Below are 18,390 nucleotides of genomic sequence, written 5' to 3' on the forward strand. Positions count from 1 at the left end.
TCATCGGCACAGAAAAAATCGGTTCCGGATTGGTAAGCGTTATGGTTCGCGGCGACGTTGGCGCTGTGAAAGCTGCAACAGAAGCCGGTGCTGAATGTGCGTCAAAGCTTGGAGAGCTGGTTGCGGTTCACGTAATTCCCAGACCCCATGCTGACGTTGAAAAGATTTTACCGTCATTCTAATTGAAAGCTGGGTGAAGCATCATGGCTGAAAAAGAAAAAAAGGCAAAAAAGTCAGTAAATGAAAATTCAAATAAAACTATGAATGAAAATATGAAGGGAGACTTTACAATGGCACAGGAAGCATTAGGAATGGTGGAAACAAGAGGTTTGGTTGCAGCAATTGAAGCTGCAGATTCTATGCTCAAAGCAGCGAATGTTGTTTTGGTCGGCACAGAAAAAATCGGTTCCGGATTGGTAAGCGTTATGGTTCGCGGCGATGTTGGCGCTGTGAAAGCCGCTGTTGAAGCAGGCTCTAACAATGCTGCTAAACTTGGCGAACTCGTAGCTACCCACGTAATTCCGAGACCCCACGGCGACGTTGAAAAGATTTTACCGGCTATTAAATAACAAATCTTTTCCATTTAGAATTCCTTTCGTGCCGGATTTTATAAAAAGTCCGGCACGGGAGAAATTTACGCTGATGTTCCAAAATAGATGTGAGGAATGGTGAATTATGATTATCGGAAAAGTGACCGGAAGCATTGTCGCTACACGCAAAAACGAAAAGCTTGTAGGCTGCAAGCTGATGATTGTTGAAATTTTTGAAAAGATGAACAACGGCAAATCCAAAATTATTGCAGTGGACAACGTTGGCGCCGGAATTGGCGAAGTCGTAATGGTAGCACAGGGCAGCGCCGCGCGGATTGGCTGCAATCTTGATAACTCCCCTGTTGACGCCGCAATTGTAGGTATTGTAGATAACGGTTCTGAATTGGAGTTGTGATGTAGATGTCACTTGAAGAGTTAAAAAAAATACTTCAAAACGCCGGCGTTGCCGGTGCAGGCGGTGCGGGTTTCCCCGCTTACGCAAAGCTCAGCGATAAGGCCGATACCATTATTTTAAACTGTGCCGAATGTGAGCCGCTTTTAAAACTGCATCAGCAGGTTCTGGCAAAATTCGCTTTTGAAATTCTTTCGGCACTTCATGTAATTTCAGAGGCGACCAACGCAGAGCATGTGATTATTGCCCTGAAAAAAAATTATAACGATGCAATCAATGCAGTGAACGCTGTTTTAGATAAATTTAATAATATAAAACTCTCTTATCTTCCTGAGGTTTATCCTGCAGGAGATGAGGTTATCACCATTTATGAAACCACAGGCAGGGTGGTCCCTCCGGGAAGCATTCCAATTTCTGTCGGCGTTACGGTGTTTAATGTGGAAACTGCTTTAAACATTTACCGCGCCGTGTTCGAGGGAAAATCTGTTACACATAAATATGTGACCATTTCCGGCGCTGTTCAAAATCCGATTACAGTGAAAGCCCCTTTGGGAATGACCTTTTCGGAGCTTATTGACTTGGCAGGCGGCGCAACAGAAGAAGATTATGCCGTGATTTCCGGCGGCCCCATGATGGGTGCGCTGGTGAATCCGTTAGACACGGTAACGAAAACAACAAACGGCATTTTGGTGTTTCCCAAAAACCACCCCGTTGTTGAAATGAAAAAGACCAGAATATCCATCAGCTTAAAGCGCGCCATGGGCACCTGCTGCCAATGCCGCGCCTGCACAACCACCTGTTCCCGCAATTTGCTGGGCCACCCCATTGAGCCTCACGCATTTATGCGGAGCGCAACCAGCGGCGACACGAAGGACTTAGGGCCGTTTATCAATACCTTATTTTGCTCCGGCTGCGGTCTTTGCGAGCTATATTCCTGTCCTCAGGGGTTAGCTCCCAGAACGCTTATTTCTGAATATAAAGCCGGGCTTAAAGCAAATGGTGTGAAAATCCCCGTGGATATTCCTGTGAAAACGGTTGACCCAAACAGAAGCATGAAGCTGGTTCCCATTCCCCGATTAATTGCCCGGCTGGGACTTACGAAATATAACAAACCAGCGCGTTTGGATGAAACAGAGCTTCACTTAGATAAACTGAGAATTTCTTTAAAGCAAAATATTGGTGCGCCCAATCCCCCGGTGGTTTCTGCCGGGCAAACGATCAGCAAAGGCGACGTAATCGCCCAGGCTGATCCAAAAGTTTTGGGGCTTTCGTTACACTCCCCCGTCAGCGGCACGGTGATTGATGCGAACGACCACTTTATTTTGATTCAGTGTAATAAATAAAATTTTGGAAGGAAGACCACTTTATGAGTAAAGCAATCGGCATGGTGGAATATGTTACAGTTTCAACCGGCATTCTGGCCGCAGATACCATGGTGAAAACCGCTGATGTGGATATTTTGGAAGCACAAACGGTTTGTCCCGGTAAATATATCATCATCATTTCAGGTGAACTGAGCGCCGTCCGCGCCGCGGTTGACGCCTCGAAAACCAAGTTTGACGAAAAACTGATTGACAGTTTTGTTCTGGGTAATCCCCACGAATCCATTTTTTCGGCCATTTATGGTGCAACACGCATAGAAACTGTGGAGGCGTTGGGCGTTTTAGAAACCTATTCCGCCGCTTCTATTATTGTTGCAGCCGATGTGGCGGCAAAAACTGCTGAGGTCGAATTGATTGAACTGAGAATTGCAAAGGGCATGTGCGGTAAATCCTATATGCTAATTACGGGTAGCGTGGCATCTGTTACCGCTGCAATTGAAAAGACAAAAGCGCAGATAACCGATAACGGCTTTTTCTTAGACAGTTCTATCATTGCGCGGCCTGACGAAAAGTTATGGCAAACACTTCTATAATTTACGACGTAAAAATTTCCGCTTTGCGGACGAGATACAAAATAAGACCGGAGGGTTAGAATATGGAATTAAATGAAAACTATATCAACCAAATTGTTCAAAATGTTGTGAAAAACCTAGAAAAGGCAGCTCCCCAGCAGCGGTTAAAGGGTGTTTTCGACAGTATGACCGATGCCCTGGAGGCGGTTAACAAGGCTTATCAGTTCTACCGCAGTTATTCCATTGCACAGCGCGAAAAAATGATTGCCAACATCCGCAAGCTCACCTTAGAGGAAGCAGAAACGTTAGCAAAATTGGGCGTTGAAGAAACAGGAATGGGCCGGATTGCTGACAAAATTATTAAGCATCAGCTCGTTGCCAACAAAACCCCCGGCACGGAGGATTTAAAACCCACCGCTTTAACCGGCGACGACGGCTTAACATTAGTTGAAATGGCGCCATTCGGCGTTATCGGCAGCATCACACCGTCTACCAATCCCAGCGAAACGGTTATATGTAATTCTATTGGAATGATTGCGGGCGGAAACGGCGTTGTGTTTAATCCACACCCCAACGCCTGCAGAACAGCAAACTATGCGGTAGATTTGGTAAACCGTGCAATTGTGGAAGCCGGCGGCCCTGAAAACTTAGTTGTTTCTGTTGCGAAACCGACGATGGATACTTCTAAAGAAATGATGGCTTCGCCCATTGTCAGAATGTTGGTTGCAACCGGCGGACCGGGCGTGGTTAGAACGCTTCTCTCCTCCGGCAAAAAAGCAATCGGAGCAGGCGCAGGCAACCCGCCTGTCATTGTAGACGACACCGCCGACGTTGCAAAAGCCGGCCGCGACATTGTTCTTGGTGCAAGCTTTGATAACAACCTGCCTTGCATTGCGGAAAAAGAGTGCTTTGCATTCAGCAACATTGCCGATGAGCTGATTGACAGCATGATAAAAAACGGCGCATACATGATTGACGGCGACCAAGTTGAACGTTTAAAGAAAATTGCCTTAATTGAAAAAGACGGCAAATTTGGAATTAATAAAAAATGGGTGGGCAAAGACGCCAGCCTGTTCTTAAAGGAACTGGGCATTGACTCCGACGCGAAACTCATTATTTGTGAAACTGAGGAAATGCATCCTTTTGTTCAGGTGGAAATGATGATGCCCATTTTGGCAATTGTCCGCGTGAACAGTATTGAAGAAGCAATTAAAATGGCTGTGAATGCTGAGCACGGTAACCGCCACTCTGCACACATTCATTCAAAAAATATTGACCATTTAACAGCCTTTGCAAAAGCTGTTGAAACTACCATCTTTGTGAAGAATGCACCTTCTTATGCAGGAATCGGCGCAGGCGGCGAAGGCTATACAACCTTTACAATTGCAGGACCCACAGGCGAGGGATTAACCGCTGCCCATTCCTTCACACGTGCGAGAAGATGCGTTATGGTTGACGGGCTTCATATTATTTAAAATTTCGATAAAGGATGTATGTTATGAACGCATTAGGATTAGTTGAAGTATATAGCTTTACCACAGCGGTTTGCGTTGCAGATGTTGCTGCAAAAGCTGCCGATGTAAAAATTATTGCGTTTGACAGAAACAGGCCGCTTAGCCCCGACGTTCCCGCCCCGCTGGTGATGGTGGTAAAAATGGAGGGCAATGTGTCTGCCGTTAAGGCCGCAGTTGAGGCCGGTGTGGAATATGCAAAGTCTCAGGGTAAATTCATTGTTTCCCACGTGATTGCCAATCCGGGCACAGACGTGGAAAAAATGGCATATTTAATGGATATTAATAAAGACAAGTTTAACAAAAAGCTTCCTAAAAGCTTTTTGGGTGCAGAAATAGAACCCGGTATAGCCGCTGACATTGGCCTTTTAGAAGTTCAAGGTTTAGTGGCTTCCATTGAAGGCTTAGACGCAATGCTAAAAGCCGCAGACGTTCGGCTAATCCATACAGAAAAACGACTGGGCGGAAGACTTTGTACCTTTGTAATTTGCGGCAGCGTGTCCTCTGTGAAAGCTGCCATTGAGGCAGGCGAAACGCACGCCTCTAAGCTTGGCAAGATTTATGGAAAAGCGGTTATTCCCCGCCCCCACGACGAAGTAATCAAGTTTTTTGACACGGAAAACTAAATTAACGTAAAGCGAGTGTATTGTTATGATAGATATGAAAACAATTGAAGAAGCGGTGAAAAATGCGCTTGTTGATTTTGAAAAGAATAGAGACTCCGTAACAATCGGCGTGTCGCAGCGTCATGTCCATTTGTCCAGAAAGGATTTGGATATTCTGTTTGGCGAGGGGTTTGAGCTTACCAAAAAGAAAACCCTTATGGGCCGCGAATTTGCATCAGACCAGTTTGTAACGCTGGTTGGCCCGTCTTTAAAATCCATTGAAAAGGTTCGCGTTTTGGGACCTGTGAGAAAGAACACCCAGGTGGAAATTTCGAAAACTGACACGTTCATATTAAAAGTAAGTCCCCCGGTGCGCCCCTCGGGAAACATTGAAGGCTCAGAACGCCTCGTTCTGGTCGGTCCTTGCGGAACGGTGTATTTAAAAGAGGGGGTTATCATTGCCAACCGCCACATTCACTTAGACCCTGAATATGCCGCGGCAAACAATATTTCGGACAACGAATATGTTGATGTTTTTGTTGAGGGTATTAAACCCACAAGGTTTTATGATGTTCAGGTTCGTGTGCGCGACGATTTTCGCTGTGAAATGCATATCGACACAGACGATGCAAATTCCACTATGCTTAGAAACGGCGATAAGGTTAAGATTTTAAAAAAACAGTAGTTTTTAAGGAGAACCTATGTTTGCTTTAGAACGCCAAAAACGAATATTGGAAAATTTAAATGCCAACGGCGCTGTTTGGGTGAGCAAGCTCAGCGCAGAACTGGGCGTTACGGAGGAAACCGTTCGGCGGGACTTGGAAAAGCTTGAAAAGCAGGAGGTTTTGGTTCGCACGCACGGCGGCGCTGTTCCCATAACTGACAGTTCGTATGAACTTTCGCTTGAGAAACGGAAACAAACCAACTCCGCTGCAAAGGAACGGCTGGCAAAAGAGGCCGCAGAGCATCTGCTGCCCGGCGACACCATTTTTTTAGACTCCTCCACTACCACATTTTACATGGCAAAAGAAATAAAAAAAATAAGAAACATAACGGTAATTACCAATTCCTTACGGATTATTAATGAGCTTTCCGGCGTTGAGTCGGTAAAATTGATCACTGTTGGCGGTTTGGTCAGCAGCAATCAATCTTTTGTTGGTTCTTTGGCGGAAAACACCATTAAAAACAACTTTTTTGCCGGCAAGGTTTTCTTTTCCAGCAAGGGGATTACGCCTAATGCAGGAATTTTGGAAAGCAACGAGCAGGAGTGTTTCATCAAACAGCAAATGCTGGCTAATGCCAATGAAAAATATTATTTATGCGATTCCACAAAAATCGGCAAAGTCGGGTTTTACAAACTGGCCCCGTTAGACGGTATTGACTATTTTATTACGGATTCTAACCTCAGTGATGAATATATGGATAAATTTGTTGAATCAGGAATTGAATATATTAATGTTGGAACAAATAAATAGAGCGGCCATAACAGGCCGCTCTATTTTGTTATTTTAATGCATCCTTTAGCCAGGGAATTGCCGCTTCAAACTTGAAGAAATGCTTTTCCGGATTTACATTGGCAAATTCGAAATATTCAGCATGCGTCAACCCTTTGGGAAGCGGTTCGTGGTCATGTTTTCGATTTTCCGGGGCGCTGTATTCGCGATAATGTTCGTAACGGAAGTTTTCTAACGCTCCATATTCTGCATAAACATTAGCCAACCGTTCAAGGTGCTCCGTCATTCCTCCCTCGGTGATAAACAGTTTCCGCGGCGCATAAGCTGCCAAAAGGTCTGGATAAGAATACCAACGGTAAATTCCAGGATACATGTGCCAGCAGTTTGGGTAAAAGTGTTCCGGTGGACAGATAGCGGAAATTCTTTGCTGCGTATCACAAATAAAATCATTATACACAAAAGCTTTGACATCGGTGTCCAGCAAAACAACATGCATAGCAGAATCCACTCCCAGCGAATGGCCGCTGATAGCAATACGGTTGCGGTCCACGAAGGGAAGTTTTTTCAGCCACTTCAGCAGAGCAAGGCGAATCTCAACGGTTACGCCCATTATACTTCTCCCCTGCCCAATTAAAAGCTTCTCAATGTCATTTACATCGAGGCTTTTCCCTGCATGCTCTCCAACGCCAATATCTTCACAGGCAATTGCGGTCATGCCATTTTTGACGTAGTGTAACGCCTGCACGTTGGCATAATAATATCTGTGACCGATGCCAGTTATTGGCTGCGGGGGATCATAGTCCAAATCGCAGAAATCTTCACCGCAAAGTGCCTCCTTTGTCCATCCTGTGCCCGGAAGGCATAAAACACCGGGCGTTTGATGCTTCTCTGACGCAAAATCTGGCACCATTAAAAAGAACGTAATCCACAAATTTGGCTCTGGGCTCATTTCATACTTTTCTATGCGATAGTTTTCTCGTTTTTTTGACAGCAACAAATGAACTTTTGGCTCTTCATACATCGTTTTCGGGAACGCCATCAGTTCTCGTATTTTATCTGTTAGCGCCTGTTTCCAATTTTCCCGTTCTTCACAACTCATGCCTTTTTGATATGCCAATGGAAAATTATGTTCATCATAAAATGATTTTGCAAAGTATTCGGCAGAATATTTATTCATGAAACCCGCACCTCCCAAACTTATTTTGGTATTACCGCTATTTCAACATAATCGATTGTAAACGTTTTTCCTTTGGTAAAGATTTCGAGCACCTGAAAAAACTGCTGGATGGCGGTGTTCGGAATTACAAAGGAGTATACAGGACTTTTCGTTAATATTGGCGGCTCTGGGGAAACCTCTTTCAAGAACCGCACTTCGCTGCTGTTGATGTATAATTCCAAATCCGATTTTGGATTCACGTTCCCTGTAATCCCCAACTTTAAAACTGTGCTGCAGGTTTGCGGAATGATTCCGGTAGCAATTTTAATAAATTTTGGCTCTTCTGCCGATTGGACCGTGCATGGAAGTTGAGCTCTCGTATCCCGCCACAAAGGATTTTTATCCTGATAGGTAACAATATGCCGTCTAAATGCTTTGTTAATTTTTTCTAAAGACCCAGCAGTTGTCAGCAAACGGCAATACGCACTGCTGGAATTAATATATAATGTCTCTCCAGTAATCAATTCATCGGCAGAACTGTCGATATTTGACTTGTCCAAAATCATATGGTCTGCCGTATCCATATAATTAAACAGATAAAGCTTATCCGCGCCCTGGGACAGTATGTTTGCCGCCGTTCCCAACGCTGTGCTGACGGTGTTTGCCTGAACCTCGTAAGTGTCGCCCACAGGGGTTTGATTGACCAATATTTCCATTGCACCTGCAAGCTCCACATGATATGGCTGTAACATTTGTTTCCACAGCCGGATGGGCATATCGTTGTCGGTTGTGCGAAACCGCGGCGACGGTATAACCATGTCAATATATTGCAGCTTAGCCCATTTTAAAATATCAAATCCTAATTCCATGCAATAAACAGGGTCCGCATGGCAGCGGACGGCAATTTTAATTGGATGGCCAATCCGCTTTTCGGCGTTTATAACGGTTTCTTTCACCTCTTTTAAAAACGACGTCATAATCTCTATGCCCGCCCACTCATGGCCTATTTGAAAGCAGTCGAACTCTCTTTGAAAGTCCAGCTCAATTCCATAGGGGCTATAACGTTCCAGTGTTTCGGTGATATAGGCAATCCACTCCTTGCGCACCTCAAGAATTGCGAAATCCCGGCATCGGTCATAATATTGAAACTGCCGGCGGTGGCGCACGCGGGAAAAATCTTTAAAGTGATCGTAATAATTTTGACTGATTAGCACATTTGGAATGTCATAATGGCAATGTGCATCATTCATTCGAAACGATATCCACGGATGAATTCCGTTTCGGTTGCATTGGTCAATCCAAATGGAAAAAAGGTCAAGTCCCTTTTCATTCCAAATTTTATATGCGTTTTTTACAAAGGTACCCGTATAATCTACCGGTTGGCCCAGCTCCTCCCGTACAAGATATTTATCACTGAAAGACATGAGCACCTCTGACGGGAAGGAAGACAAAGGGCCGTTTGCGCAGATTAAAAAGTCTGTTACGTCTGTGTCTTGATACTGGTCAATAAAACTTCTTAAATAGGCCTCATCAATTTCGTTGGCCACGTTCATCCGTGAAACATAAATATGATTGGGATCTTCATTTAACATTATGCCGCTGTTTTGCATATTCTTTTCACCTCTTGGGTTGAGTGTATCACACGGTATTTTGTTTTTCAAGTATGCCGCCGGACATTTTTTGATTAATTTGTCCAAATAAAACGCAAATAAGGCGCCGCCCCACAGGCAAAGCCTGCAAGACGGCGCCCCCTTTTCTAATAACTAGTCGTTACAGCAGCAGCAAATGAGGATAATTATAAGAATGATCCAAATGCAGTTGTTATCGCCGAAGCCGCCTAAGAAGCCACCATTGCATCCCATAACTCTTACCTCCTTTATTCGTTATGCTACATACTATGTAAGAACGAATAATTCGGTAAGTTGTCCGCATTAATTTTTCTTTTTAAAAGTTTCAAAGAACTCTGAAAGCGCCTTGCTGCCTGTAAAAAGCTTTAAAAGTATAAGTGCTAAAACTGCACCAATTAAACCCTGAACCAGGTTCGCAGGAATGCCTGCAGCGGCGGATATTCCCTGGCCCATTAACAGCCACTCAAACACAAAATAAGCAAACGCCATAAAAGCTTCCGCGCAAACAGCAGAAACAACGGCTAAAACAGCACCTCTGCTCTTTCTGCCAAAAATCAGCCATGCAATCAGCGCCACCGCGCCTTTAATTACAAAGGTTGCCGCGGCATATACAGGATATCCTGCAAACAAATCTGCAAGCATAGAGCCAATTGCAGCGGCTGCAACTCCGTAAACGGGCCCTAACAACCAGCCGGAGAGAAGAACAATGCAATCGCCCAAATTCACATATCCGTTCGTCGGCGTAGGGATTTTAATTACCATCGTCGCTACACAAACTAAGGATGCAAACATTGCCGCAATGACAAGCTTTAATATTTTTTTGTCACCCACATTTGTCACCCCTTTCTCAGCCGCAAAAAGCACCGTTTTGTTTCAGTGTTTTTCTCGGTTTATCTATATTTACCGCAGTTAGCTGCACACAATCTTTTTTTGCAATGGGAACCGCCGTGCCGGCAAAACCGCCGCCGATTACAACCAGATCATATTGTTTCATATAAGATCCCTCCGCAATCACCGTTTTTCTTTTTCTGCCAGATACCGTTTTTTGCGTTCACAGGTCACGGTTAAAAAGTCCTCAATTCCCGAAACGTCTGAATTTTTAATCATCATCTCAATTTTTTTTAAGCTGGCTGTGAAAATGTCAATCTGCTCAGACAGCGCTTCCCTGTTTTCAACGAAAAGTTCGGCCCACATTTTGGGATTTAGCTTTGCTACTCGCGTGCAGTCTCTTAAACTGCCTGCGCTGAAGCCCTCTGCCCGGTCTAAAATTTCATTGTCGCATAGGGTGGCCGCCACCACATGCATCAGCTGGCTTGTATAGGCAATCATCACGTCGTGTTCTTTTGATGTAGTTCTCGTTATTTTTGTGCAGCCAATATATTTTATAATATCTTGTAGAATTTGAATATGCTCCACAGAGTTGGATTCTTTTGTCACCATAATATAGTTTGCCCCGCGAAACAAGTCGCCTGTGGAATTTTCATAACCATCACATTCCCTGCCTGCCATGGGGTGCCCGCCAATATAATCAATGTCGTCATTTTTAATTTCTGCAAACATCATTCCCTTAACGCCGCACACGTCCGTGACAAGGGCGCCTTTTTGAAACGTCTTCGTATTAATAAAGTCCACTGCAGCTTTTGGTGTAACGCACAAAATGACAATATCCATTTTTGGTAAAATCGCGTCTGCTTCGCACACACCTTTTGCAATGGCGCCATCTGCTTCTGCCTGCGCAATTACATTTTCGTCAATATCTAAGCCATAAACCGTTGCATTTGGAAAACCCGACAGCGCCTTAGCAAACGAACCGCCAATAAGCCCCAAGCCAACAATTAAAATATTTGTCATTTGTACTGCACTCCTGTCTTGTAAAGAAATGGCTTTCTTTTCCTTTTTTATTTATTATATCATGTTTGGAACTTTTTTTCAATTTTTTTGCATGGGACAAAACAATAAATTAAATTCGGAAAAGCATGTAAATTTGTTCTATTTCACCAAACCGTATTTTCTGTTATTGACACAAAAAATTTGTGGTGGTATACTAAGCCATGAATGAATATTAAGAGGGTGTAAAGTTTGGCTGGAAAATATGAAATTGACATGTGCTCGGGTTCTTTGTTCCCCAAAATTGTCAAGTTCTCAATTCCTGTAATTTTAACAAGTTTATTGCAGCTTTTATATAACGCTGTTGACATTATCGTTGTGGGACGGTATGTGGGAAGCACCGCACTTGCCGCAGTAGGTTCAACATCTTCTTTAATTAATTTAATTGTAAATGCGTTTATTGGCCTTTCGGTAGGAACCGGCGTTCTGCTAGCGCAAAACGTTGGTGCAAACGACTATGACAAAGCCCACGACGCTGTGCACACTGCCATGCTAACCAGCCTTGTTGGCGGCATTATGGTAAGCATTTTTGGCTTTTTTTCCTGCAGGGCGCTGCTTCACGCTATGGGCTCTCCGGACGATGTGATTGATCAGGCGACCCTCTACATGAAAATATACTTTCTGGGTATGCCCGCATTTATGATTTATACATTTGGAAGCGTTATTATGCGCACCGTGGGTGACACAAAGCGCCCGTTGTTCTTTTTGTCCATTTCAGGACTGGTAAACGTTGTTTTGAATCTGATTACCGTTATTAAATTTGATATGGGCGTTGCGGGCGTGGCAATTGCCACAATCGTTTCACAGTATATTTCCGCCATTTTTGTTGTGCTTTCCCTTATAAAGACGGACGGGATCTGCCGTCTTTATCTAAAGGAATTGAAAATTCACGGAGCTACATTACTGAAAATGGTGAAAATTGGGCTGCCCGTTGCCATTCAAAGTTCCATCTTTTCCTTTTCAAACGTCATAATCCAGTCGTCTATCAACTCGTTTGGCTCCGACACGGTGGCCGGCAACGCAGCCGCCGCAAACATTGAAGGGTTTTTATATTCCATTATGAACGCTTTCGGGCAGGCCGCCACAACCTTTTCCGGGCAAAATTTCGGTGCCAAACAATTCCGGCGCGTGAATTCCACATTAAAAATATGTCTTTTGTTTACAGGAGCTGTAGGTCTGGTTTTGGGGCCGCTTTTATATGTGTTTGGCACTCCTCTTTTAAAAATTTACAGCCCGGACAACTTAAACGCCATTTATTTCGGCATGATTCGTCTGAAATACATTTGTTTGCTATATGTGACCTGCGGAATTATGGAGGTGTTTACCGGCGTAATCCGCGGAACAGGCTCCACTGTCATGCCCATGGTAGTGTCTATTTTTGGCGTATGCGGTGTTCGTATCGTTTGGATTTTTACAGCGTTTCAATATGTTCACACACTGGACTGTTTGTATCTTTCCTATGTATTGTCCTGGACCTTTACATCACTGGTGCACTTTTTCTGCTACCTTTACATTAAAAAGAAGGTGCTAAAACCGTCAGATAAAACAATACCGCAGGCTGTTTTTAAGGCAACAGAACAATAAGAAACCCGTCCGGCATTTTCTGCCGGACGGGTTTCTTATTGTTCTATGTATTCCAGCCATTTTAACAAAAGGCCGTTCCATTGGTAAATATGCCTTGAAATCTTGTCATCTGCTTCAGACCGTCCCTTGCCATGACCGCCGTTGGGGAACACGTGCAGTTCCGTTGGAACGCCCTTTTCCCGCAGTGCGGCAGCATAGCCTAAGCTGTTGCGCACGTCTACAGCGTCGTCTTCAAAGGTGTGCCAGATAAACGCCTGGGGCGTGTTTTCCGAAGCCAGAAGCCGTGGAATAAACTTTTCAAAGTCGGAATCATATCTTGCCCCTAATAGACACATGCCGCTTCCCTCGTGCGCTATGGGAGTATGCAGGTCAATTACCGGATAGCACAAAATCTGCGCATTTGGAAGAAAATCCTCTTTGTCAATTTCGTCTTTTCCCTCATAATCAATTGTGTCAAAATAGGTAGACGTCAGCGCCGCCAGATGGCCGCCGGCAGAAGAACCCATGATGGCAACCTTGTTTTTATCAATTCCAAACTTTTCCGCATAGTACCGGACATACCGAATGCCCCGGCGCGCGTCTAAAAGCGGCAGAGGGAATTCGTGTGGCGAAACACGATATTCCACCACAAAAGAACTATATCCGTGAACCGCCAAAAACTCTGCATATCCCATTCCCTCATGGGGCGCTCTGTGACAGTAACCGCCGCCGGGCAAAATTACCACTGCGCCCTGCTTTTTTCCCCGTTCAGGAATATACGCCGTAATTGTTGGCACCTCTTCGCACATCCCTGGTGTATTTTTCCATAGCTGAAATGTTTCAACCTGCATGATTTTCTCTCCTTTTATTTAATTTTTTCTAAATTTTCTGTTGTTAAAATCCGCCTGATATTAAAAATAAACAATAGCGTTGCGATTGTTGCCGATAGAATGTCTGATATAGGCTCTGCATAATAAATACCCCAAACGCCGAAAAATTTCGGCAGGATAATTGCCAGGGGAACCAGCAGAAGCACCTTTCTTAAAAGTGCAATAAACAGCGAAAGCTTTGCTTCGCCCAGTCCCAAAAAGGTTGGCTGAATACCCATTTGCAGTCCGAAGAACAGCATACCAAACATGAAGACCGGCATTTGTCTGCCCACCAGCTCAATCAGCGTTATATCCGTGGTGAACATGGACGCAAAGAACCTGGGCAGAAAAATCGTTAACAATGTGGCTACCAATGAAAAAACAAAACAAATTCCGATCATGCTACGATAAGTCCGTTTCACCCTATGGAACTTGCCGGCGCCATAGTTGTAGCTGATAATTGGCTGAACTCCCTGTGTAAAGCCGGAAATGGGGGCGAAAATCAGTTGCATAATGCTCTGCATAACCGTAACAGTGGCCACATGCAAGTCGCCGCCGTAAAGCTGAAGGCCGCGGTTTAGCACAATGCCCACCAGGCTTTCTGTAGACCGCATAATAAAAGGTGAAACCCCAAGCGCACAGATGTGGCCAATGATTTTGAAATCCGGTTTTAAAAACTTAAGTTTGATTTTAAGTGTAGACTTTTTGTCACACAGAACATAAACCGTCCAAATAGCGCTGAACAACTGAGAAATAACGGTGGCAACCGCGGCGCCGCGAACGCCCATTTTAAACACAAAAATAAAAATGGGGTCTAACACAATGTTTGTAACCGCGCCGACAACAATGGAAACCATTGCGTGAGTGGATCTGCCCTGGGTAATGATGTAAGGATTCAGCCCCAGAACAAGCTGCACCAAAAGCGTACCTACCAGATAAATCGAAAGGTAACTGCTAGCATACCCATATGTACTATCGCTTGCACCAAATGCATATAAAATCGGGCGCATAAAAATATAAAACGCCGCCATACACAAAACAGAAAATACAATTAATAGGAACACGCCGTTTCCCATAATTTTTTCGGCCTTATCCCGGTCACCTTTGCCAAGCCAAATGGCGGAAAGCGGGGCGCCGCCGGCGCCAACGAAGGCAGAAAACGCCGAAATAAAAGTTAAAATTGGAAAAGTAACGCCAACGCCTGTCAGCGCGTTAATTCCAACATCGGGAATTCTTCCAATATAAATTCGGTCTACGATATTGTATAAAATATTAATAATTTGAGCCAGGATTGACGGAATTGCCATTTTCAGCATCAGCTTAGACAGCTTTTCCGTGCCCATTAGCTCATTTTCTGTAGTTTGCACGTTTTTTTATTCTCCTTGAATGTTTATGAGGGACTGATGATTCAACACACATCAATCCCTCATAAATATTAAATTTTATTTTCATTACATAGAAAGAATTTCTGAAATTTTCAGCAATTCCGCGTCTAACTTTTTCGACATGTTCAGGCCCTCTAAAATATCGTAGTCAACAATATCATCGCCTTTTGTTGCCACAATACGGTTGCCGATGCCCTCTTTAATCAGCTCTACGGCGAAATAGCCCATTTTGCTGGCCACTACTCTGTCTTTCACAGATGGATTTCCGCCGCGCTGGATATGTCCCAAAATGGTTGCCCTTGTTTCAACGCCTGTCTCTTCTTCAATCCGTTTCGCCATATCAATTGCGCTGATGTTGTCTTTCGTCACGCCCTCGGCCACAATAATTAAATGCTGTTCCTTACCGCGTTTCACACCTTCTGCAATGCTCTGCAAAACGTCTTTTTTAAAGTCAAAATGTTTTTCTGGAACAATTACAGCCTCAGCCCCGCAAGACAGGCCCACATAAGCGGCAATATACCCTGCATCACGACCCATAACCTCAACAACCGAACAACGGTCATGGCTTCTGCATGTGTCGCGGATTTTGTCAATTGCTTCCTGAACGGTATTAAGCGCCGTGTCAAACCCAATGGTGTAATCGGAACAGCCAATGTCGTTGTCTATTGTGCCCGGAATTCCAACAGTTGGCAGGCCGGCAAGGCTTAAATCCCGCGCGCCCCTGAAAGAACCGTCGCCGCCGATAACAACCAAACCGTCAAGCCCAATTTCTTTTGCGGTTTCCACGGCTTTTTGAACGCCTTCCTGCGTTTTAAATTCCTTGCAGCGGGCCGACTGCAAAATTGTGCCGCCCCGGTGGAGAATATCTGAAACCGACCGGGCCGTCATTTCGTCATAAAGCCCTTCTAACAGGCCAACATATCCTTTTTTAATTCCAAGCACTTCAAGCCCTTGGTTAATACCGGCACGCACAACCGCACGAATTGCAGCATTCATTCCCGGTGCATCACCGCCGCTTGTTAAAACACCAATTTTTTTCATATTATTCACATCCTAACCAAATTCTTTGCTAAATTAAACCATGCTTTCAATGATAACGCTGTGACCTTCCTCTACCTCAGACTCAGGGAGTAAAATTTCATAACAGCCATACTGTTCATCAGACCTTAGTCCAATAGACCGCATTTTTACCAAAAGCCCTGCGTCACGCAAAAGCTTTTTAATTGTCATAGCCGTTTCTTTGTTTTGCGTAATATACACAACAATCCACAAACCATTAACACCTCCGTTAGCTTATTGCGCAAAGCCTATTCGCTGGATTTTACAACGCCGTGACGGCAGAATACCGTCACCTTGCCTTTAATTTTCATAGCCGACGTCATTTCAGTGAACTCGGCTATATAAATTTCACCTTTGTCAAGCTTTTCTGTGTGGTGAAAGCGGGTGTCGCGCCCCCGGGTAAGGCCGAAAATGCTCACGCCGTCTTCCTCCGCCCGCACAACGATATATTCTCCCGTGCCGCCGCCTAAAATTTCGTCCATTTATCTCACCTTATCCTTTATTTCCTGTAAGATTTTTTCGATAAACTCTGCCTTTTTCATCTGGCCCAGATCCCCGTCTTTTCTGGAACGGACGCTGACGGAACCCGTTTCCGTTTCTTTTTCACCGATTATCAGCATGTAGGGAACCTTTTCAAGCTGTGCCTCGCGGATTTTATATCCAATTTTTTCGTTTCTGTCATCCACTTCAAAACGAATTCCACTTTTCTGAAGCTCAAGCGCAAATTCCCGCGCATATTCCTTCTGTCCGTCTGTAATGGGCAAAAGCTTTACCTGCACAGGTGCAAGCCATGTTGGGAATGCGCCGGCATATTTCTCAATTAAAAGCGCTAACGTGCGTTCATAGCACCCAATGGAAGTTCTGTGAATAATATATGGGTGCTTTTTTGTGCCGTCGCTGTCGGTGTATTCCATGCCAAAGTTTTCTGCCAACATCTGGTCAATTTGCAGCGTAATGAGCGTGTCTTCCTTTCCAAACACATTTCGAATCTGAATATCCAGCTTCGGCCCATAGAATGCCGCTTCGCCAATTCCAATTTTATATGGTATTTCCAAATGGTCTAAAATACGCTTCATAGTGCTCTGCGCTTCGTTCCACTGTTCCTCAGTGCCAATGTATTTTTCGCGGTCATCAGGATCCCACTGGGAGAACCGATAAGACACATCTTCATACAGCCCCAGGGTTTTCAGCATGTAAATGGCAAGCTCCAAACAGCCGCGGAACTCGTCCTCTAACTGGTCTGGACGGCACATTAAGTGTCCCTCGGAAATGGTAAACTGACGAATTCGGATAAGGCCGTGCATTTCGCCGGAGGCCTCGTTCCGAAAGAGGGTTGACGTTTCGTTATAGCGCAGGGGCAAATCACGGTAGCTTCTCATTTTGTTTAAATAAGCCTGATACTGGAACGGACATGTCATGGGGCGCAGAGCAAACACCTCTTTGTCCTTCTTCTCGTCGCCCATTACAAACATACCGTCTAAATAGTGATCCCAGTGGCCTGAAATTTTATAAATGTCGCTTTTGGCCATATAGGGCGTTTTGGTCAGCAGCCAGCCGTGTGCGGCCTCTGTATCTTCCACAAAACGCTGTAACGTCTGAATGATTTTGGCGCCCTTTGGCAGCAAAATAGGAAGGCCCTGGCCGATCACGTCAGATGTCGTAAACAGTTCTAACTCCCGTCCCAGCTTGTTATGGTCACGTTTTTTTGCTTCCTCCATTGCTGCCAGATGTTCTTCCAAATCGCTTTTCTTTAAAAACGCCGTGCCATAAATTCGCTGTAACATTTTGTTCTTTTCATTGCCGCGCCAATATGCGCCTGCCGTTCCTGTTAAGCAAAAAGCCTTTACTTTTCCTGTAGAAGAGACGTGAGGGCCTGCGCAGAGGTCTACAAATTCGCCCTGCTGGTAAAAGGAGATTTCAGCGTCCTCCGGCAGGTCACGAATGAGCTCTACTTTATAGGGTTCTCCATTTTTTTCAAAATATTTCATGGCTTCTTCCCTGGGTTTTGTAAATTTTTTAACGGGAAGGTTTTTTTTGACAATTCTTTTCATTTCGGCTTCAATCGCCTTTAAAATTTCAGCAGAAAAGGAAACATCGCAGTCAAAGTCGTAATAAAAGCCGTTTTCAATCGCCGGCCCAATGGCAAGCTTTGCGTCAGGATACAGCCGTTTCACTGCCTGAGCCAAAATATGCGATGCGGTGTGGCGAAGGGTGTCTTTCCCTTTCTGGTCCTGAAAGGTTAAAAAGTTAACGGTGCAGTCGCGGTCAATTACGGTCTGCATCTCAGTCACATTGCCGTCTACCTCCGCAGACAGCGCTGCGCGCATAAGGCCCTCGCTGATATCGCCCGCAATCTCATAAAGCGGTTTTGGTTCGTTATATTCAAGCTGACTTCCGTCTTTGAGTGTGATTTTCATAATTACTGCCTCCAACTTTG

Annotated in this window: 21 protein-coding genes; 10 read left to right on the forward strand and 11 right to left on the reverse strand. The window is 44.6% G+C overall.

The window, feature by feature from the left end:
* From WIG73_RS00800 to WIG73_RS00840, 9 genes are all read left to right on the forward strand, one after another.
* A partial coding sequence (locus tag WIG73_RS00800; protein ID WP_337398884.1) for a BMC domain-containing protein occupies nt 1-182 on the forward strand: 182 nt, incomplete at its 5' end.
* Nucleotides 183-290: 108 nt separating this feature from the next.
* Nucleotides 291-569, forward strand: a complete 279-nt coding sequence (locus tag WIG73_RS00805; RefSeq protein ID WP_177677744.1) for a BMC domain-containing protein — start codon at nt 291-293, stop codon at nt 567-569.
* A gap of 106 nt (nt 570-675) precedes the next feature.
* Nucleotides 676-945 carry a EutN/CcmL family microcompartment protein gene (locus WIG73_RS00810; protein ID WP_177677725.1) on the forward strand — a complete coding sequence of 90 codons (270 nt, stop codon included), beginning with the start codon at nt 676-678 and terminating at the stop codon, nt 943-945.
* 5 nt (nt 946-950) lie between these two features.
* Nucleotides 951-2,285, forward strand: coding sequence for an SLBB domain-containing protein (locus tag WIG73_RS00815; protein ID WP_337398885.1), 1,335 nt, complete (start codon nt 951-953; stop codon nt 2,283-2,285).
* A 23-nt stretch (nt 2,286-2,308) separates the two neighbouring features.
* Nucleotides 2,309-2,857 carry a BMC domain-containing protein gene (locus WIG73_RS00820; protein ID WP_177677729.1) on the forward strand — a complete coding sequence of 183 codons (549 nt, stop codon included), beginning with the start codon at nt 2,309-2,311 and terminating at the stop codon, nt 2,855-2,857.
* 62 nt (nt 2,858-2,919) lie between these two features.
* Nucleotides 2,920-4,311, forward strand: a complete 1,392-nt coding sequence (locus WIG73_RS00825) for an aldehyde dehydrogenase family protein (RefSeq protein WP_337398886.1) — start codon at nt 2,920-2,922, stop codon at nt 4,309-4,311.
* Between the two features lie 23 nt (nt 4,312-4,334).
* Nucleotides 4,335-4,973, forward strand: a complete 639-nt coding sequence (locus tag WIG73_RS00830) for a BMC domain-containing protein (protein ID WP_337398887.1) — start codon at nt 4,335-4,337, stop codon at nt 4,971-4,973.
* Nucleotides 4,974-4,998: 25 nt separating this feature from the next.
* Nucleotides 4,999-5,637, forward strand: a complete 639-nt coding sequence (gene pduL / locus WIG73_RS00835) for a phosphate propanoyltransferase (protein WP_249311648.1) — start codon at nt 4,999-5,001, stop codon at nt 5,635-5,637.
* Between the two features lie 16 nt (nt 5,638-5,653).
* Nucleotides 5,654-6,427, forward strand: a complete 774-nt coding sequence (locus WIG73_RS00840; protein WP_337398888.1) for a DeoR/GlpR family DNA-binding transcription regulator — start codon at nt 5,654-5,656, stop codon at nt 6,425-6,427.
* Nucleotides 6,428-6,455: 28 nt separating this feature from the next.
* Here WIG73_RS00840 and WIG73_RS00845 read toward each other — a convergent pair whose 3' ends face one another.
* The 5 genes from WIG73_RS00845 to WIG73_RS00865 form a co-directional block, all read right to left on the reverse strand.
* Entirely contained in the window at nt 6,456-7,583 is a 1,128-nt protein-coding gene (locus tag WIG73_RS00845; protein ID WP_337398889.1) for an alpha/beta hydrolase family protein, read from the reverse strand.
* 20 nt (nt 7,584-7,603) lie between these two features.
* Nucleotides 7,604-9,223: a hypothetical protein gene (locus tag WIG73_RS00850; protein WP_337398890.1), complete on the reverse strand. Its 1,620-nt coding sequence runs from the start codon at nt 9,221-9,223 to the stop codon at nt 7,604-7,606.
* A 270-nt stretch (nt 9,224-9,493) separates the two neighbouring features.
* On the reverse strand, nt 9,494-10,021 hold the full coding sequence (locus WIG73_RS00855; protein WP_249311651.1) for an ECF transporter S component: 528 nt from the start codon (nt 10,019-10,021) through the stop codon (nt 9,494-9,496).
* Between the two features lie 16 nt (nt 10,022-10,037).
* Nucleotides 10,038-10,184, reverse strand: coding sequence for a hypothetical protein (locus WIG73_RS00860; protein ID WP_337398891.1), 147 nt, complete (start codon nt 10,182-10,184; stop codon nt 10,038-10,040).
* 17 nt (nt 10,185-10,201) lie between these two features.
* Nucleotides 10,202-11,041 (reverse strand): prephenate dehydrogenase/arogenate dehydrogenase family protein, encoded by an 840-nt coding sequence (locus WIG73_RS00865; protein ID WP_337398892.1) that lies wholly within the window; start codon nt 11,039-11,041, stop codon nt 10,202-10,204.
* Nucleotides 11,042-11,269: 228 nt separating this feature from the next.
* Here WIG73_RS00865 and WIG73_RS00870 point away from each other — a divergent pair, with 228 nt between their 5' ends.
* The gene (locus WIG73_RS00870; RefSeq protein ID WP_337398893.1) at nt 11,270-12,661 is read left to right on the forward strand and encodes an MATE family efflux transporter; all 1,392 of its coding nucleotides are present in this window, start codon (nt 11,270-11,272) and stop codon (nt 12,659-12,661) included.
* Between the two features lie 35 nt (nt 12,662-12,696).
* Here WIG73_RS00870 and WIG73_RS00875 read toward each other — a convergent pair whose 3' ends face one another.
* The 6 genes from WIG73_RS00875 to thrS all read right to left on the reverse strand — a co-directional run bounded on the left by WIG73_RS00875 (nt 12,697) and on the right by thrS (nt 18,373).
* Entirely contained in the window at nt 12,697-13,491 is a 795-nt protein-coding gene (locus WIG73_RS00875) for an alpha/beta hydrolase (RefSeq protein WP_337398894.1), read from the reverse strand.
* Nucleotides 13,492-13,505: 14 nt separating this feature from the next.
* Nucleotides 13,506-14,876, reverse strand: a complete 1,371-nt coding sequence (locus tag WIG73_RS00880) for an MATE family efflux transporter (RefSeq protein ID WP_337398895.1) — start codon at nt 14,874-14,876, stop codon at nt 13,506-13,508.
* Nucleotides 14,877-14,960: 84 nt separating this feature from the next.
* On the reverse strand, nt 14,961-15,944 hold the full coding sequence (gene pfkA, locus WIG73_RS00885) for a 6-phosphofructokinase (RefSeq protein WP_249311657.1): 984 nt from the start codon (nt 15,942-15,944) through the stop codon (nt 14,961-14,963).
* Between the two features lie 24 nt (nt 15,945-15,968).
* Nucleotides 15,969-16,166 (reverse strand): hypothetical protein, encoded by a 198-nt coding sequence (locus WIG73_RS00890; protein ID WP_177680004.1) that lies wholly within the window; start codon nt 16,164-16,166, stop codon nt 15,969-15,971.
* Nucleotides 16,167-16,201: 35 nt separating this feature from the next.
* Nucleotides 16,202-16,435, reverse strand: a complete 234-nt coding sequence (gene mtrB, locus WIG73_RS00895; protein WP_177680003.1) for a trp RNA-binding attenuation protein MtrB — start codon at nt 16,433-16,435, stop codon at nt 16,202-16,204.
* Nucleotides 16,436-18,373, reverse strand: a complete 1,938-nt coding sequence (thrS, locus tag WIG73_RS00900) for a threonine--tRNA ligase (RefSeq protein ID WP_337398935.1) — start codon at nt 18,371-18,373, stop codon at nt 16,436-16,438.
* Nucleotides 18,374-18,390 lie beyond the last annotated feature (17 nt).

This window comes from Congzhengia sp. (assembly GCF_037235575.1).
GTDB lineage: Bacteria > Bacillota > Clostridia > UBA1381 > UBA9506 > Congzhengia > Congzhengia minquanensis.

What these genes read in the sequence shown, in the direction of transcription:
- WIG73_RS00805 (WP_177677744.1), top strand. Translation starts at nt 291, where the DNA reads ATGGCACAGGAAGCATTAGGAATGGTGGAAACAAGAGGTTTGGTTGCA.
- WIG73_RS00810 (WP_177677725.1), top strand. Translation starts at nt 676, where the DNA reads ATGATTATCGGAAAAGTGACCGGAAGCATTGTCGCTACACGCAAAAAC.
- WIG73_RS00815 (WP_337398885.1), top strand. Translation starts at nt 951, where the DNA reads ATGTCACTTGAAGAGTTAAAAAAAATACTTCAAAACGCCGGCGTTGCC.
- WIG73_RS00820 (WP_177677729.1), top strand. Translation starts at nt 2,309, where the DNA reads ATGAGTAAAGCAATCGGCATGGTGGAATATGTTACAGTTTCAACCGGC.
- WIG73_RS00825 (WP_337398886.1), top strand. Translation starts at nt 2,920, where the DNA reads ATGGAATTAAATGAAAACTATATCAACCAAATTGTTCAAAATGTTGTG.
- WIG73_RS00830 (WP_337398887.1), top strand. Translation starts at nt 4,335, where the DNA reads ATGAACGCATTAGGATTAGTTGAAGTATATAGCTTTACCACAGCGGTT.
- pduL (WP_249311648.1), top strand. Translation starts at nt 4,999, where the DNA reads ATGATAGATATGAAAACAATTGAAGAAGCGGTGAAAAATGCGCTTGTT.
- WIG73_RS00840 (WP_337398888.1), top strand. Translation starts at nt 5,654, where the DNA reads ATGTTTGCTTTAGAACGCCAAAAACGAATATTGGAAAATTTAAATGCC.
- WIG73_RS00845 (WP_337398889.1), bottom strand. Translation starts at nt 7,583, where the DNA reads ATGAATAAATATTCTGCCGAATACTTTGCAAAATCATTTTATGATGAA.
- WIG73_RS00860 (WP_337398891.1), bottom strand. Translation starts at nt 10,184, where the DNA reads ATGAAACAATATGATCTGGTTGTAATCGGCGGCGGTTTTGCCGGCACG.
- WIG73_RS00865 (WP_337398892.1), bottom strand. Translation starts at nt 11,041, where the DNA reads ATGACAAATATTTTAATTGTTGGCTTGGGGCTTATTGGCGGTTCGTTT.
- WIG73_RS00875 (WP_337398894.1), bottom strand. Translation starts at nt 13,491, where the DNA reads ATGCAGGTTGAAACATTTCAGCTATGGAAAAATACACCAGGGATGTGC.
- mtrB (WP_177680003.1), bottom strand. Translation starts at nt 16,435, where the DNA reads ATGGACGAAATTTTAGGCGGCGGCACGGGAGAATATATCGTTGTGCGG.